Here is a 14,795-nt window from a genome sequence, read left to right as displayed (position 1 = left end):
TTTATGAAATTTGAAAAGAAATCTTTGAAATTTTTAGAGAAATATTTAAACACTTCATCTCCAACCGGTTATGAACACAAAGGACAGGAAGTATGGATGGACTATATCAGACCTTATGTAGACAAGATTGAAGTGGATCATTACGGAACATGCTACGGTATCATTAATCCTGAGGCTGAATTTAAAGTAGTGATTGAAGCACATGCTGATGAAATCTCGTGGTATGTAAACTATATTACGGATGACGGATTGATTTATGTAATCAGAAACGGAGGTTCAGACCAGACCATCGCTCCATCAAAAGTAGTACACATTCACGGAGAAAACGGAATTGTAAAGGGTGTATTCGGATGGCCGGCTATTCATACAAGAACCAACCAGAACGAACCTACTCCTAAAATCGAAAATATCTTTATTGACTGCGGAGCGACTTCCAAAAAAGAAGTAGAGGAAATGGGAATCTTTGTAGGATGTATGATTACTTATCCTGACGAGTTCTTTGAAATGAATGACAGATATTTTGTATGCAGAGCACTGGATAACAGAATCGGAGGTTTTATGATTGCTGAAGTGGCAAGACTTTTAAAAGAAAATAAAAAAACTATTCCGTTTGGTCTTTATATCACCAATTCTGTGCAGGAAGAGGTAGGGTTATATGGGGCAGATATGATTGCCGACACCATAAAACCCAATATTGCCATTGTAACTGATGTAACACATGATACCACTACTCCAATGATCGAAAAGAAAAAAGAAGGAGACCAGAAATGTGGCGCAGGGCCTGTGGTATTCTTTGCACCAAGTATTCATCATACCATCAGAGAATTGATCATTGATACTGCGAAAACAAAGAAAATCCCTTATCAGAGGGCAGCAGCAAGCAGAGCAACAGGAACAGACACTGACGCATTTGCTCATTCTAACGGCGGCGTACCAAGTGCTTTAATTTCCTTACCTTTGCGCTATATGCATACAACAGTAGAAATGGTATCTAAAGAAGACGTGGCAAATGTTATTAAACTGATCTACGAAACAGTTCTGAAGATTAAACCTGAAATGAAACTGAAGTATCATTAAGATGAAAGCTGTCTTTTATCATGTAGTCCGCAAACCAACTTTTATATCCATTTTAAGTGCTCTTTTCTTCAGTTATATAGCATTTTTAAGTATATACAAGCTGTTTGATCCACCTAAAACCGGATCCCCATACAATATGATTCTTGAAATGTTATTCATTGTCAGTATTGTACCTTTAGGATTATTTATAATTGACAGATTGTTAGTTATTAAAATTAATAATATTAAGTTAACAGTCATAGAAATAGTTACTCTTGGAAGCATTTCCTTATATTATTTTCTGGTTGCTAACCCTTCATAAAAGAGAGAAATCTAAGTAAAAGTATAAAAAGTAAAAATGAAAACGAAGCTTATTGCTCCATCCCTTTTATCCGCAGACTTCGGGAATCTGCAAAGAGATATTGAAATGCTGAACAGGTCCCAGGCAGACTGGTTCCATATTGATGTAATGGACGGTAGATTTGTACCTAACATTTCATTTGGTTTTCCGGTGATGAAAACCGTTCAGCAGCATGCTAAAAAATTCGTGGACGTTCACCTGATGATCGTGGAGCCTGAAAAATATGTTGATGAATTCATCAACCATGGAGCTGACCTTGTATCTGTACATTATGAAGCATGCACCCACCTTCACAGAACCATTCACCACATTCAGAGCAAAGGAGCAAAAGCAGGTGTTGTTTTAAATCCATCTACTCCCGTGTTAATGCTTGAAGACATTATTGCGGATGTGGATCTTGTACTGTTAATGAGTGTAAACCCTGGATTTGGAGGTCAAAAATTCATTGAAAACACCTATAAGAAGATTGCTGAAACCAAAGATTTAATCTTAAGCAACAATTCTACTGCTCTTATTGAAGTAGATGGCGGAGTAAATCTTGATAATGCCTCCAAGCTTTTTGAAGCAGGAGCTGATGTTTTAGTTGCCGGAAATGCAGTTTTCTCTGCTGAAAGCCCGGAAAGAACCATTGAGCTTTTGAAAATCTAAAGATAAACAAGTTTAAACATAAAAAGGCAGCTCCGAATGGAGCTGCTTTTTCAATTTGAATTTGAGTCGTCGTGGTTATTATTTTTTTTCAAAATTCATTACTGATTAAATTTCTTCTTACTAACAACACAAATTTCTGCATAAAATACACTTCAGTCAATCCGTAAAAACACTGAATTTTATCTTATGGTATTTCCACCCATTATAGAATTTTCTTTACAACTCTTTATACCAAATACAGGCACAAACCGTTAGCGTTATGGTGATTACCGAAAAAGCTGTTCTTAGATTATTCAGGAAATTCCATCTGCTCTCAAAATTATCACGCATTTGCTTAATCGCTTCAACAGTGGAGCCTGAAATATCAAATTGTTCAAGCTGGTCATTCATAGGAACATTTCCAACTACTGTAACCCCGAAAACACCTATCAGATAGGCCAATGTAGCCAATAAAAGCAAAATAAAGACAGGTTGCTCCCCTCGCAGGAAGAAAGTAGATACAGGAAGAAAAATGGCCGTTCCCATAAAGCTCAGAAAAAAGACAGGATTCAGAATTTCACGGTTGATATTCTGCATAGCCCTCAGATATTCAGCATCGGATAACTTACCTAACCCTAGTACTACAGAGCAGGAATAAGCATAAAAAAGCCCGGCAATAAGTGCCGCAAGTACAGCTGTGATGATTAATAATACGGTTGTCATTTTCATATAATTTGGTTTGTGGTTACCAGAGGATTATCGTTTTTAATAGGGATTCCACTTTTTAATGATATTCTGGGCGGTAAGAATCATTTCAGGACTCCAATTTTCAGTTTTAAAATAATGAAACTTATGATTTTTGATACATTCGGCTTCTACATTATCGAACAGTAGTTTTGTGAGTAAAGTTTGTTCTTCATGTAAAATTATATTTTCCAAAGGACTTTCCGGAAAATGTAATTCTTTCTTTGTCCAGGAATTTTTATTCTGAATTTCCAACCCTGATGAATCAATCAATGCCTTGACCTTTAAAAAATCATCCAGAAAACGCTTCTTTTTTTCACGTGTATTGATGGTGTTCCCCAATCTTTCGATGATAACATATTCCAGATTTTTACATTGAAGCAAAACCGAGGGAAGTACAGATAGGATAGCTTCAGGAATTTCATCATCATGTGTATCTCTTCTTATTAATTTCTTTCCATATATACTTTCCTGCCAGCTCCCGCCTGACAAGTGGATTTCCTTCACTTTATCCAACGGATATAATTTGATGATTTCTGACATTTCAACTTCAAAATTACAGGACTGGCAGTAGATATTATGAAGATCAAGAATTAAGAATCCTTCAATATCCTCCGTAAGTCTATCAAGAAAGATTCCCTGCTCCATAACGTCATTCAATGAGAAAGAGAAAGCAAGGTTTTCTATTCCTACAGGAACCTGTACTGCATCCTGCAATCGGTAAAGCCTGTCTTTTCCTATCTCTACAATTTCAGGATGCAGAGAAACCGGTAATGGTACTCCCTGATGAAAATTTTCGGTATTCATAAAACCGAAATGTTCCGTAATATGGTTATATTTTCTTTTACGAAACTCTTCTTTTAATTTTTTCAGCCAAATTTCCTGTCTTTCGGTCCATCGGGCATCAAATAAAGAATAATACACTCCATGCCCAACCAAGCGATCATTTTCAGCATAAAAATTAAGAAGGTCGCTCAGCCAATTAGGTTCCTGGCTATTGTAGAATGTATCAAATGACCATTCAAGCACTTCAACAGAATTGCCTTGCAGTAAAGGTAAAACAGCAGAAAGAAATTCTGCTTCTGCCATCATGGATAATCCTAACAGTGGTTTTCCCATACTCTACCCCATTCCACAGGCCGGGCAGGAAAAATGGCTGATCTTCATGCTGTCCTTTTTAACAATTGCTTTAGGCGTAACTGGTTTTGGCTTCTCCGGACTTTCAGGTATTGGAGCTGCTTTTTTAACTTTTTTCACCGGCTTTTTAGTTTGGACAGGTTTTGCAGTTTGTGCAGAAACCCCTACCGCTAATAAACTGGTCATCAATAATACTGGAATTTTCATAATGCTTTTAGAAAAAATTTACAATAAACGTTCCATTTATAAAAATACAACAATAAGAAACATTTTAATAATAATTATCAGTAAATATCAGAAACTATTTCATCCTGTAATGGTTTCTTTATTTATATTTAACGGCAAATAAAACTATATATGAAAAACAGTCTGCTTAAAGCTGTTTTCCTTGGACTGATATTATCTGCCCATAATATCAGTGCGCAGGGTCAAACAGCTGACAACAGCAAAAAAATGGAATGGTTTAAAAACGCTAAACTGGGGATTTTTATTCATTGGGGAATTTATTCTGTTAACGGAATCTCCGAATCCTGGTCATTCTTCAATAATTATATTAATCATGAAAATTATATGAAGCAGCTGAATGGTTTTTCGGCTTCTAAATATCAACCGGAGCAATGGGTAAACCTTATCAAAGAATCCGGAGCAAAATATGCTGTCATTACAGCAAAACATCATGACGGAGTTTCACTGTGGAACTCAAAGGCAGAAAAGACGATAAGCATCCCGCAACATTCACTGGCAAAAAAAGATGTCTTAAGTCCTTTTGTTTCTGCATTGAAAAAGTCTGATTTAAAAACAGGTTTGTATTTCTCGCTGCCAGATTGGAGCCATCCGTATTACAATATCAATACACGGACAAAAAAGCGTTACGAACTCAAAAATGACCCGGCATGCTGGCAGAATTTCATCAGTTATTACCAAAGTCAACTTCATGAACTTTCTTCCCAATATTCTCCGGACCTGCTTTGGTTTGACGGAGACTGGGAACATACTTCTGAAGAATGGAAAGCCTCTCAAACCTTAAATTTACTCAAAAAATACAATCCTGACATCATCATCAATTCAAGGCTCAACAGCCATGGAGATTATGACACTCCTGAACAGGGCATCCCGGTAGTTCCGCCACAAAATCCGTATTGGGAACTTTGCTACACCATCAATGACTCATGGGGATATCAGCCCTATGACAAGAATTATAAAACACCCAATATGATTGTAAGAACCCTTGCTGATGTAATCAGTATGGGCGGAAACCTTTTGCTTGATATTGGTCCGAAATCAGACGGTACTATTCCGGAAGAACAAATTGAAATTCTTAAAAACCTTGGACGCTGGACCTCTAAAAATCAGCATGCCATTTACGAAACAACCCAGGGAGTTCCTTTTGACAATTACAAAGGGAAATCATCTTTGTCAACCTCTAAAAAATCTTTATTTCTTTATCTTGATGAAGCCAAAAGTTTTACAAAGATCTATGGATTGGCAACAAAACCTCTTTCAGTACACATCATTGGAGATCCATCTGCAGTTGTTACAACAGATTATAATGCTGAAAAAACACTTACTTTAAACTTATCCAATGTAAAATTTGACAAAGATGTTACCGTTGCAGAAGTTACCTTTGAAACTCCGCCTGTTTTTCTCAAAGAGTTTGATAAAGAAGAGCATTCCCTTACCGAAATCCTGGAATTAAAAAATACGCAGGAAGCAGTCTACAATATAGCCAATGCTTTGAACTATGATCATAATTTAGTGACGCATGATGGGTTAACCAATGACGGACTTGACATGAAAATCAAGAAAACCCCTAAAACCAATACGGAAACCCTTCAATGGATAAGTAAACATGCGGAGGCTCTGTTTGAAACAGGAAAAGGGCTACCAGATGGTCATTTTCCAGGAATGAGCGCCTTGTCAAAAGACAGGCAGACTCTTTATCTTTTTGTAGAAGGAATCCCTACCGGACCGATTGCTCTAAAAGGTATAAAAAATGATATAGCCAGGATAAGAATTGTAGGCGATGGCAGTATGCTTACTCATACCATTTACAATAAACTTTACTGGAGTGAAAGACCAGGCATCATTTACATCGATATCCCAAAAGAAAGGCTGGATAAACAGATGACCATTATAGCAGTTTTACTGAACAAGCCTATTGAGCTATACAGGGAAAATGCAGGAGCCATTGAAAACAATCTTTAACGTAAAAACAAAATCCGGAGAAATCATTCTCCGGATCTTTTATTTTGTAAGAAATTCTCTTAGAAAATCTCTCTTCCTGAAAAATGGAACTGAGCTTCGATTAATGCATTCTCGTCTGAATCTGAACCATGAACAGCATTTTCTCCGATGCTTCTCGCAAACATTTTTCTGATTGTACCTTCTGCTGCTTCTGCAGGGTTAGTAGAACCAATTAATGTTCTGAAATCTTCAACTGCATTGTCTTTCTCTAAAACTGCAGCTACGATTGGACCAGAACTCATGAATTCTACCAATTCTCCATAAAATGGTCTTTCAGCATGTACTTCATAGAATTTTTTTGCATCAGCAACTGTAAGCTGAGTTAATTTTAAAGCTTTAATTTTAAAACCTCCTTCAGCAATCTTACCCAATATTGCACCGATATGTCCGTCAGCAACTGCATCAGGCTTAATCATAGTGAATGTAATGTTAGACATAAATGTATATTTTTTAATGGTGCAAAATTACAAAAAATATCTTTGATTTTTATTTTAATTTTTTTTAACATAAAAATAACTTTTATTAAGAAATCGTGAATTAAACTTTGGCACAGTAATTGTTAATTCTATTACGATTCTCATGTTTAATTTGAGTTTTCATGGTTATTAGTTTTTACCCAGCTTCGGCTGGGTTTTTTATTCGCAAAAAATGAACCATTTCTTTGTTAATTTGATAAAATTAAAAACCATATAAAATCATATTAATATAGTATTACTTTCAATCCAATCAATAAAATAATTACTTTTTTTTTATTTTTTTTGAATTTTATAAATTATCGTATGGAAAAGTGGAGTTATCCAACATATTTCCTATGCAAAAAAGTGGAGTTATTTAAAAACAATTTACTTTTTCTATTTTTTCAAAAAGATTTTTTTAAGATTAAACAGAATAGAAAGATCTGCATTAAATAAATCAAAGAAAACTGTAAGCTCATTTTCCCGTTAAAAGATATAAAAAACACCTCCATATTAAATGAAGGTATTATATTATTTATCGATAAAATCTTAATTATTATTTTTGCGCTGCCTCTTCTGCCTCATCCATCAGCTTTATATAAGTAGCGTACCGCGAGTGCTGAATTTCTCCTGTTTCAAGAGCATCAATTACGGCACATTTCGGTTCATTGATGTGAAGGCAGTTGTGGAACTTGCATTCTTCTCTTTTCTTGAATATCTCGGGGAAATAATGCTGAACTTCTTCCTTCTCAATGTCGATCATTGCAAATTCACGAACTCCCGGAGTATCAATAACATTTCCGCCAAAGTGCCAGAAATGCATCTGTGCAAAAGTGGTGGTATGCTTTCCTTTTAAATGGGTATCGGAGATTTCGGAGGTTTTAAGGTTCAGGCCAGGCTGTAAAGCATTCACCAACGTGGATTTTCCACATCCTGAATGCCCGAAAAACACGGAAGTTTTATCTTTCAGTATTTCCTGAAGCTGATCCAGATTCAGTTTTGAGTATGATGAAATTTCTAACGTATCGTACCCTATTTCCTGATACAGAAATTCAATATCTTTCACAATTTCAATTTCCTCCTCATGCAATACATCAATCTTATTGAAAAGAATTAAGGGAGTTATATTATAAGCTTCACAGCATGCCAGAAACCGGTCTAAAAAGCCCAATGAGGTTTCAGGATGTTTCAGGGTGAAAATAAAGCATGCAAGATCAATATTGGAAGCAATGATATGTGCTTCTTTTGAAAGGTTAACAGATTTTCTGATCAGGTAATTCCTGCGTGGCTCAATTTTCGTAATCCATGCAATATCATCCTGTTCCAGCTGAAATTCTACAAAATCTCCTACAGCAAGCGGATTGGTAAGTCTTGTTTTAATCAATTTGAATTTCCCCCTGATCCTGGCCTCGAAAATTTTATTTGTTTCCAATTCCAAAACCTGGTACCAGCTGCCTGTAGATTTAATGATTTTTCCTTTCATAGATAATATGATACAAATATAAGGAATTAGGGCTTAGGGTTAAGAATATAGGTGAAAACAAATGTTTTAAATTCCTAAAATCTTTTTACCTTAAGCCCTACTCCTATTATCTTATGTTTGCTATTTATTTCTTATCAATCATGATATTATTCTGTACCTCAATAGATTCTTCGTGAATTGCTTTGAATACTTTCTCAATAAAGTCCTGAGACATTCCTGTTTCTTTAGCTTTCTGAGTTGCATATTCGGTAATTACTTTCCAACGTTCAGGCTGGAAGATCGCAATATCATTTTCCTTTTTCAGTTTCCCGATTTTTTCTGAGATTTTCATTCTTTGGGAAAGAAGCTCAATTAATTGGAAATCAAGATCAGAGATCAGGGTTCTGTGCCTTCCCATTTCTCCTTCGAAGCCGGCAAGATTTGTACTTCTTACTTTTAAATTTGCTATCAACTCTGCCAAAACTTCAGGTGTGATCTGCTGTGCAGCATCACTCCAGGCTTCATCAGGATTAGAGTGAGTTTCTATGATAGCTCCCTGGTAACCTACATTGAGTGCTTCCTGGGTAATATCTGCCAACCCTGTTCTGTTTCCACAAATGTGAGAAGGGTCAATCAACATCGGGATATTAGGGAACTGGCTTTTGAAATCAAGGGCGATCTGCCAGTTAGGGTTGTTTCTGTATTTTGTTTTTTGGTATGTTGAAAATCCTCTGTGAATAACACCAAGGTTTTTAATATCCTGACCTAAAAGTCTTTCCAAAGCTCCAATCCATAAAGCAAGATCCGGATTTACAGGATTTTTAACGAAGACAGGCTTATCTGTACCCCTTAAAGCCATTGCAATTTCCTGTACGGTGAAAGGGTTAACTGTAGAACGGGCTCCAATCCAAAGAACATCTACATCAGCCTCCAATGCTGCAAATACGTGGTGTGCATTGGCAACTTCAGTTGCTGTTTTAAAACCGTACTCCTCCTTTACTTTTTTCAGCCAGTTCAAACCGATCACTCCTACTCCTTCAAATCCGTTAGGTTTAGTACGGGGTTTCCAGATTCCTGCACGAAATACGGATACCTGGGCATTGGATTCTTTAATTCTTCTGGCAGTTTCAAGCATCTGAGCCTCACTTTCTGCGCTACATGGTCCTGCAATCATCAATGGCTGTGTAAGCCCGCTAATCCACTCATTTTTTAAATCTTTTAAATTCATATTCTAAATTTTATTGTTTTTGTATTTTTTGTTAAGTTCACAGCAATAGCCCTTTGATTATAAAATTTAATTTATAATTCTTTTCAAAAAATGCCGTTCAAAATTGTTTAAAGGAATCAGGAAAATGAAAGGGCTCTACTTCTCCTGTATTTTTTGGAAAGAAATTTAATTAGCAATACCAGTAAAATCGGTAATACGTTCTAAAATTTCTATAATAAGAAGCAGAAAAGCTAAAATAACCGCTAAAATAATTAGCGGGTGCAAAGAAAGACAGATATGTGTTAGATAATTTTTCCATTTTGTTCTGGAAATGTCTTTGTTTTAGCGTTTCTTACTATAATTTGTTTTTGCCGGAAAATTCTTTTCCGCAGAAAACTTTGACAAATATATAAAAATTATGTCAAATCAAACTTCATTAAATCATCAAGATCTTTCAAAAGTGGATTTTTCTCTATAAATTTCTCGTAGATTTTTCTTTTGGTAACAACCTCAATCTTCAGATTTTCAACGTCTCGCACATATTCTACCTCAATAGAATAATTCTGAACTTTTCTTCTGAAATGATTAAAAAATTCACCACTTATTTTATCAAATTCCACTTTTGCAGAGTCAGAAGGGAACAAAACGGTGATCTTATTCTCTTCTTTCTTCTCCAGTTTAAATGTTTTTACCGCATTAAAAACGAAATTATTTTTTATCTGCAGCTGTTTAAGCATGATCTTCCATTCGGTTTGGAGATCGGTATCGGTAAAATGGTTTTTGGGAAGATGATCGGTCTTTATGGCAATATCTTCTGCCACTTCAGTTTTTTCTTCTTTATTTAAAAAGGAATTGATGCTGAAGCCAGAAGAAACTCCCGGTCTGGATAAAGGTTTTGTAGTTTTGTTAATAACAGCAGCCTGAACATTTTCAATTTGTACGGCTTGTTGTATTTTAACAGGTTCTTTTTTCTCCTGACTTTTTTCAGGGATTTTCATTTCCTGTTTCTCACTGAGAAACGGAGCCAGTATCAGGAATTTTTTTTTTTAGTAACGTCTGAATTAGCAGTCAGCGAAGCCAATTGCATTAATGCAATCTCAACAGTAAGTCTTGGGTTTTTGGAGTTTTTGTAATTAATATCTGCATGGTTACAGATTTCAATCCCATCAATAAGCTGTTGTGCATTCCATTTCTGACCCTGCTCTATAAACTTGGATTTTGTCTTTTCTCCTACTTCAATCAGATCTATGGTTGAAGTATTTTGAGCCATCATTAAATCTCTGAAGTGATTTCCTAATCCGGCAACAAAGATATGTGGGTCAAAACCTTTTTTAACAATATCATTGAATGCAGAAAGAACTTCAGGAATTTTATTTTCTTTGGCAAGATCTACAATGTTCAGATATTGATCATAATCCAGAATGTTTAGTACTTCAGCAGCTTTTGCCAGGGTAATATTTCTCTGAGAGAATGTAGAAAGCCTGTCGAAAATAGAAAGTGCATCTCTTAATGCTCCATCCGCTTTTTGAGCGATCAGATATAAAGCATCATCCTCGTACTGGATATTTTCTTTCTGGGCAATATTTCTAAGATGTCCCTGAATGTCTTCAATAGTGATCCTTTTAAAATCGTAGATCTGACAACGGGATAAAATGGTTGGAATAATTTTATGTTTTTCCGTAGTTGCCAAAATGAAAATGGCATGAGCCGGCGGTTCTTCCAGTGTTTTAAGGAAAGCATTGAAAGCAGCAGAAGAAAGCATATGAACCTCGTCAATGATATATACTTTATATTTACCAACCTGCGGTGCAAAGCGTACCTGGTCTATCAGTTCCCTGATATCATCTACAGAGTTATTGGATGCTGCATCCAATTCATAGATATTATAGGCAAAACCGTCTTCTGAAACACTACCGTCTTTCTCGTTAATTTTTCTTGCTAAAATTCTGGCACAGGTAGTTTTGCCCACACCACGAGGACCGCAGAAAAGTAACGCCTGGGCGAGCTGGCTTTCTTCAATAGCATGTTCTAAAGTATCCGTAATATGGGATTGTCCTACCACTGTGTCAAACTCCTGAGGACGATATTTTCTTGCAGATACTATAAAATTTTCCATTGGTCAAAAATAAGAAATATAGTTTTAATTTGAAAATTAAAAGTTTTCAAATTATCCACAAAAGTATAATTCTGTATTAATTGGAAAACTTTTAATTCATTATTTATTTTTGTCCTGATAAGCAAAGTCAACAATATCAATTATTGCTTTTTCAATTTCAGATCTGCCATCTTCACTTTTCATATCCAAACCACAGAATGTACTTCCATTAGCAGCGGTATGAATATTCAGATAGTAGGCTCCTGAAATCAGCAATGCCATAATCGCTCTGAATCTTTTTGCCTTGTCTTCTCCAAAATAAGGATCTGTAATATTCTTGAACATCACATCCCCCATTTCTTCACGTTCATCAGCAAGTTTCCTCAGGATAGGTTTATGTTCAGAAAGTTCCCAAAGAATAATTTTTTGAAGTTCCTTATCTTTCTTCAGGCTTTCAAATTGATTAATTAAAGCAATTTTAGACAGTTCCTTACCTCCGTCACTAAGGTCAATTTCGGTACCGCCTGCAAGGTTATTACTCCAGTAATCCTGAGATTTGATATATTCATCAATCAACTTATCAGTACTTCCGAAATACTCGTAGATCAATTTTTTATCAAAACCAGCTACTGCTGCAATTTTGCTTACTTTTAGGCCAGAGTAACCTTTTACTCTTAAAATTTTACCAACTGCGGCCAACAGTTTCTGTTTGGTCTTCTCTTTATCCCTGATAGGACCCTGTACAACTTTTCTAGGCATGGTTGTTATTAAATTTTTTTGCAATATGCAATTTATTATTGATATCTTCAAATGCATTTAGCGTTTTGTCTAAATGTTTTCTCTCATGAGTGGCCATTACAGCCATTCTGATTCTAGCATCTTTCCTCGCTACTGCCGGATATAATATGGGATTAGTGTAAACACCGTGCTCTATAAGAAGCTTTCCTACATCCCCGGTTATATTAGGATCACCTATTTTCACCGGAACAATTGCGGAACAGGTATTTCCTGTATCTAATCCTATATCATTCAATCCTTTTTTAAAGTAATTTATATTTTCCCAAAGCTTCAGACGCCACATAGGCTCTTCATCTACAAGCTCAATTGCTTTAATGATCCCCATAGTAGATGGTGGAGCTGTAGCAGAAAATATCTGCTGGCGGGACTGAAATCTTATAAAAGCTGCCATTTTTTTATCACAAATCACATAACCTCCAACATTTCCAAAGGTTTTACTGAATGTTCCTGTAATAAAATCTACTTTATCCATTAACCCTGCTTCTTCCAACGCTCCTCTTCCTGTTTCGCCCAAAATTCCCACACCATGAGCATCATCTACCATTAAATAGGCATTGTATTTTTTCACCAAATTATAGATGTCTTTCAAAGGAGATACATCACCATCCTGCGAATAAATCCCATCAATGATAACCAGCTTTGTACGGAATTTATCTTCTGATGTCTTCAAAATGTGTTCCAAAGCATCCAAATTATTATGAGGAAATGTTTTTGTATTGGTAAAAGCACATCCTTCATGTACACTGGCGTGCACGGCCATATCTATAATAGCAATATCTTCTTTTTGCAATAAAATCTGAAGTGTTGCACTATTAGCAGTATATCCTGTTGTAAATATGACAGCTTCTTCCTGTTTTCTCCCAAAAAAAGAAGAAATCTTTTTTTCAAGATCATCATGAAAAACAAAATGCCCACCAATAAGGGGTGATGCTCCTGCTCCGGTTCCATATTTCTGTATTCCTTCAATTGCTGCCTGTTTCACTTTCGGGTGCTGTGTAAAACCAAGATAATCATTGGAGACAAAACTTACAAAATCATTTGGTTTACCTCCTATATCTACATTCATCACAGAACTACATCCTGAATTATTCTTCAATCTGTAATTCATATGCCCGTTTGATTTCATATAGTCTAAAAAATCATAAAATATTTCAGCTCTTTTAACGATGTCAAAGTCTGGGATATTCTCAAAATCCCTAAATGTTGCTGTTGTGAAATTGATGCTCATCCTTAATCTTGTTTGTTGTGGTTTATAAGGAGCAAATATATAGCTATTTTAGAAGGCTTTAGCTTGCTTAAAAGATTAAATTATTATTAATGACACAATAATTTTCCCTTAGTTGCTGGAAACCAAATAACTCATAAATCTGTAACCTTGAATATTTTCCTGTGGTAATTAAATTATTTAGTTTTTCTTATCTAAATTTAATAAAAAAAAGCAAACAATAAAACAATATTGATTAATAAAAAACAAAAAATTATAATTATTTTGCATAACAATCTCATTTATAAATAATTATTTTTCGCATTAATTAATCCATCAAATACTCCTATAATCTGCAAAGTTTTTCACGATGCATTTTATATTGATTGACACAGTGAAAAATATTCTCCCTGCACTCAAAAAGGCTTTAAAACTTACATTTAGAGGACTTCCTGAAATGGCCTGGGGTTTCGCCAGTCATTTTCTTAAAAAATTTCGAAAAATTGGAGGGATCATAAGTAAACATCCGGGCAATTTCTGCTACAGGAAGGTCTGAATCGGTTAACATTTGTTTGGCTCGCCGGATAATTTGCCCATCATAAAAGTAACAGGGATGCTGACCTATTTCTTTTTTAACAGTATCGGACAGATGCTTGTGGGAAACGGCAAGCTGCCCGGCAATTTCATTGAGTTCCATAAAATCAGACACCTCTCCCGAAATCACTTGCTGAATATGATTTTCTAAAAAATCAAAATACTGACGGGTAATTTCTTCACTTCTTTTCATCTTGTTTTTGCATTTATAATTAATTAAAATTATAAAATTAAAAATACGAATTAAAATCTACATGGTGAACTTTTCGGGCAATTATAAATGTAATTATTTTGCAATAAAAACGAAAGATCTCCCGAAGAGACATTTGTTTTCTTGAGATAAATCGTTTGTGTTCTTAGAACCTTTATTGTTGGCAAAAAGCTTCTTTTCATCTGTGCGGGAACTGTTTGCAAAAGTAAGCAGCCTGCTATACCCGGTCAAAAAATAGCTGTAGAATAAAGATCATATTTTTGTAAAACTTTTACTACAAAAAACCTAGTGAACAAAAGCCATCAGCAATATTTCATTAGATTTTAAAAAAAACATTCAGCGCTATTTATCTTCTTGTGTTTCAAGAGTAAATTTTAACAATTCCTCTTCCATATTTTTTCTGCTGCTCTTAGAAGATACCCGAATTTCATAGAAATTGAACTTTATTAAAAACAAATTAAGACAGTAAGAAGCCTTATTACAGTCATTATTTTCAAATAATTATCACCCGGTGTAGAAATATTACTACAAAACAATAGACTATTATCAATGCTATTATCAACAAATACCGACAAAACTCATAATAAAACACCTAGAAAT

At 35.2% G+C, this 14,795-nt stretch carries 14 protein-coding genes; 3 read left to right on the top strand and 11 right to left on the bottom strand.

Features of this window, described 5'->3' with window-relative positions:
- Positions 1 to 3: 3 nt before the first annotated feature.
- Both chrP and rpe read left to right on the top strand, forming a co-directional pair.
- Positions 4 to 1,077: a chryseobasin maturation metalloprotease ChrP gene (gene chrP, locus EG339_RS16190; RefSeq protein ID WP_123870990.1), complete on the top strand. Its 1,074-nt coding sequence runs from the start codon at positions 4 to 6 to the stop codon at positions 1,075 to 1,077.
- Positions 1,078 to 1,414: 337 nt separating this feature from the next.
- Positions 1,415 to 2,065: a ribulose-phosphate 3-epimerase gene (gene rpe, locus EG339_RS16185; RefSeq protein ID WP_065397539.1), complete on the top strand. Its 651-nt coding sequence runs from the start codon at positions 1,415 to 1,417 to the stop codon at positions 2,063 to 2,065.
- A gap of 216 nt (positions 2,066 to 2,281) precedes the next feature.
- Here rpe and chrI read toward each other — a convergent pair whose 3' ends face one another.
- From chrI to chrA, 3 genes are read right to left on the bottom strand one after another with little or no spacing between them, the layout of a single operon-like run.
- Positions 2,282 to 2,773 carry a chryseobasin maturation helper ChrI gene (gene chrI, locus EG339_RS16180; RefSeq protein ID WP_123870989.1) on the bottom strand — a complete coding sequence of 164 codons (492 nt, stop codon included), beginning with the start codon at positions 2,771 to 2,773 and terminating at the stop codon, positions 2,282 to 2,284.
- 36 nt (positions 2,774 to 2,809) lie between these two features.
- Positions 2,810 to 3,907 carry an MNIO family chryseobactin maturase gene (gene chrH, locus EG339_RS16175; protein WP_123870988.1) on the bottom strand — a complete coding sequence of 366 codons (1,098 nt, stop codon included), beginning with the start codon at positions 3,905 to 3,907 and terminating at the stop codon, positions 2,810 to 2,812.
- Between the two features lie 3 nt (positions 3,908 to 3,910).
- Positions 3,911 to 4,132 (bottom strand): MNIO class RiPP chryseobasin precursor ChrA, encoded by a 222-nt coding sequence (gene chrA / locus EG339_RS16170; RefSeq protein ID WP_123870987.1) that lies wholly within the window; start codon positions 4,130 to 4,132, stop codon positions 3,911 to 3,913.
- Positions 4,133 to 4,282: 150 nt separating this feature from the next.
- Here chrA and EG339_RS16165 point away from each other — a divergent pair, with 150 nt between their 5' ends.
- Positions 4,283 to 6,130: an alpha-L-fucosidase gene (locus EG339_RS16165; protein WP_123870986.1), complete on the top strand. Its 1,848-nt coding sequence runs from the start codon at positions 4,283 to 4,285 to the stop codon at positions 6,128 to 6,130.
- 59 nt (positions 6,131 to 6,189) lie between these two features.
- On the opposite strand, the gene EG339_RS16160 is transcribed toward EG339_RS16165, so the two are convergent.
- The 8 genes from EG339_RS16160 to EG339_RS16125 all read right to left on the bottom strand — a co-directional run bounded on the left by EG339_RS16160 (position 6,190) and on the right by EG339_RS16125 (position 14,177).
- Positions 6,190 to 6,606: a nucleoside-diphosphate kinase gene (locus EG339_RS16160; protein ID WP_034722935.1), complete on the bottom strand. Its 417-nt coding sequence runs from the start codon at positions 6,604 to 6,606 to the stop codon at positions 6,190 to 6,192.
- Between the two features lie 574 nt (positions 6,607 to 7,180).
- Positions 7,181 to 8,107 carry a ribosome small subunit-dependent GTPase A gene (gene rsgA, locus EG339_RS16155; RefSeq protein ID WP_123870985.1) on the bottom strand — a complete coding sequence of 309 codons (927 nt, stop codon included), beginning with the start codon at positions 8,105 to 8,107 and terminating at the stop codon, positions 7,181 to 7,183.
- Between the two features lie 124 nt (positions 8,108 to 8,231).
- A complete protein-coding gene (locus tag EG339_RS16150; RefSeq protein ID WP_123870984.1) occupies positions 8,232 to 9,314 on the bottom strand; it encodes a chorismate mutase in 1,083 nt (360 codons plus the stop codon).
- Positions 9,315 to 9,709: 395 nt separating this feature from the next.
- Positions 9,710 to 10,291 carry a hypothetical protein gene (locus EG339_RS24535; RefSeq protein ID WP_228458988.1) on the bottom strand — a complete coding sequence of 194 codons (582 nt, stop codon included), beginning with the start codon at positions 10,289 to 10,291 and terminating at the stop codon, positions 9,710 to 9,712.
- 32 nt (positions 10,292 to 10,323) lie between these two features.
- Positions 10,324 to 11,409, bottom strand: a complete 1,086-nt coding sequence (gene dnaX, locus EG339_RS16140) for a DNA polymerase III subunit gamma/tau (protein WP_123870983.1) — start codon at positions 11,407 to 11,409, stop codon at positions 10,324 to 10,326.
- Positions 11,410 to 11,508: 99 nt separating this feature from the next.
- On the bottom strand, positions 11,509 to 12,147 hold the full coding sequence (locus EG339_RS16135) for a TetR/AcrR family transcriptional regulator (RefSeq protein ID WP_123870982.1): 639 nt from the start codon (positions 12,145 to 12,147) through the stop codon (positions 11,509 to 11,511).
- Complete coding sequence (locus EG339_RS16130) at positions 12,140 to 13,414, bottom strand: aminotransferase class I/II-fold pyridoxal phosphate-dependent enzyme (RefSeq protein ID WP_123870981.1); 1,275 nt, start codon at positions 13,412 to 13,414, stop codon at positions 12,140 to 12,142. The genes EG339_RS16135 and EG339_RS16130 overlap by 8 nt, the downstream gene beginning before the upstream one ends.
- Positions 13,415 to 13,817: 403 nt before the next feature.
- Positions 13,818 to 14,177 (bottom strand): helix-turn-helix domain-containing protein, encoded by a 360-nt coding sequence (locus tag EG339_RS16125; protein ID WP_123870980.1) that lies wholly within the window; start codon positions 14,175 to 14,177, stop codon positions 13,818 to 13,820.
- Between the last annotated feature and the right edge of the window lie 618 nt (positions 14,178 to 14,795).

The sequence above is a fragment of the Chryseobacterium bernardetii genome (assembly GCF_003815975.1).
Taxonomy (GTDB): Bacteria; Bacteroidota; Bacteroidia; order Flavobacteriales; family Weeksellaceae; genus Chryseobacterium; species Chryseobacterium bernardetii.
Note: the sequence above shows the minus strand (reverse complement) of the source record. Positions and strands in the feature narration are given on the sequence as shown.

What these genes read in the sequence shown, in the direction of transcription:
- EG339_RS16125 (WP_123870980.1), bottom strand. Translation starts at nt 14,177, where the DNA reads ATGAAAAGAAGTGAAGAAATTACCCGTCAGTATTTTGATTTTTTAGAA.
- dnaX (WP_123870983.1), bottom strand. Translation starts at nt 11,409, where the DNA reads ATGGAAAATTTTATAGTATCTGCAAGAAAATATCGTCCTCAGGAGTTT.
- EG339_RS16130 (WP_123870981.1), bottom strand. Translation starts at nt 13,414, where the DNA reads ATGAGCATCAATTTCACAACAGCAACATTTAGGGATTTTGAGAATATC.
- rpe (WP_065397539.1), top strand. Translation starts at nt 1,415, where the DNA reads ATGAAAACGAAGCTTATTGCTCCATCCCTTTTATCCGCAGACTTCGGG.
- rsgA (WP_123870985.1), bottom strand. Translation starts at nt 8,107, where the DNA reads ATGAAAGGAAAAATCATTAAATCTACAGGCAGCTGGTACCAGGTTTTG.
- EG339_RS16135 (WP_123870982.1), bottom strand. Translation starts at nt 12,147, where the DNA reads ATGCCTAGAAAAGTTGTACAGGGTCCTATCAGGGATAAAGAGAAGACC.
- chrH (WP_123870988.1), bottom strand. Translation starts at nt 3,907, where the DNA reads ATGGGAAAACCACTGTTAGGATTATCCATGATGGCAGAAGCAGAATTT.
- EG339_RS16160 (WP_034722935.1), bottom strand. Translation starts at nt 6,606, where the DNA reads ATGTCTAACATTACATTCACTATGATTAAGCCTGATGCAGTTGCTGAC.
- EG339_RS16165 (WP_123870986.1), top strand. Translation starts at nt 4,283, where the DNA reads ATGAAAAACAGTCTGCTTAAAGCTGTTTTCCTTGGACTGATATTATCT.
- chrI (WP_123870989.1), bottom strand. Translation starts at nt 2,773, where the DNA reads ATGAAAATGACAACCGTATTATTAATCATCACAGCTGTACTTGCGGCA.
- chrA (WP_123870987.1), bottom strand. Translation starts at nt 4,132, where the DNA reads ATGAAAATTCCAGTATTATTGATGACCAGTTTATTAGCGGTAGGGGTT.
- EG339_RS24535 (WP_228458988.1), bottom strand. Translation starts at nt 10,291, where the DNA reads ATGAAAATCCCTGAAAAAAGTCAGGAGAAAAAAGAACCTGTTAAAATA.
- EG339_RS16150 (WP_123870984.1), bottom strand. Translation starts at nt 9,314, where the DNA reads ATGAATTTAAAAGATTTAAAAAATGAGTGGATTAGCGGGCTTACACAG.
- chrP (WP_123870990.1), top strand. Translation starts at nt 4, where the DNA reads ATGAAATTTGAAAAGAAATCTTTGAAATTTTTAGAGAAATATTTAAAC.